Genomic DNA, 371 nt, shown 5'->3' with positions numbered 1-371 from the left:
AATTTATCAACAAATAGACTGGAGTAAAACACCAATTTCCCTAGACAAAGAACTAGAACAAATTACAGCTACCTCTAACACAGAAAAACGCTATGCTGATAAATTATATCAAGTGTGGTTACTAGATAACACAGAAATTTGGATATTAATTCACATCGAAGTACAAAGTCAATACGATGAAGAATTTTCCCAAAGAATGTATATCTATAACTACCGATCCTTTGATTTATACCATAAACCAGTAGTTAGTTTAGCCATATTAGGAGATGAAAGCAAAACATGGCGACCTAATAGTTATCAATATGGTTTAGGTAAGAGTGAGGTTGTGTGTAAATTTGATACAGTCAAACTCATAGATTACAAATGGGAAG

At 32.3% G+C, this 371-nt stretch carries 1 pseudogene; it reads left to right on the top strand.

Annotated elements, in window-relative coordinates:
- Positions 1-371: pseudogene (locus FFR48_RS28535) on the top strand (hypothetical protein); the annotation flags it as partial.

Source organism: Sphaerospermopsis reniformis (genome assembly GCF_005402885.1).
Lineage (GTDB): Bacteria > Cyanobacteriota > Cyanobacteriia > Cyanobacteriales > Nostocaceae > Sphaerospermopsis > Sphaerospermopsis kisseleviana.
The sequence above is the reverse complement of the archived record's forward strand: the minus strand, read 5'-3'. Positions and strand labels throughout refer to the sequence as shown.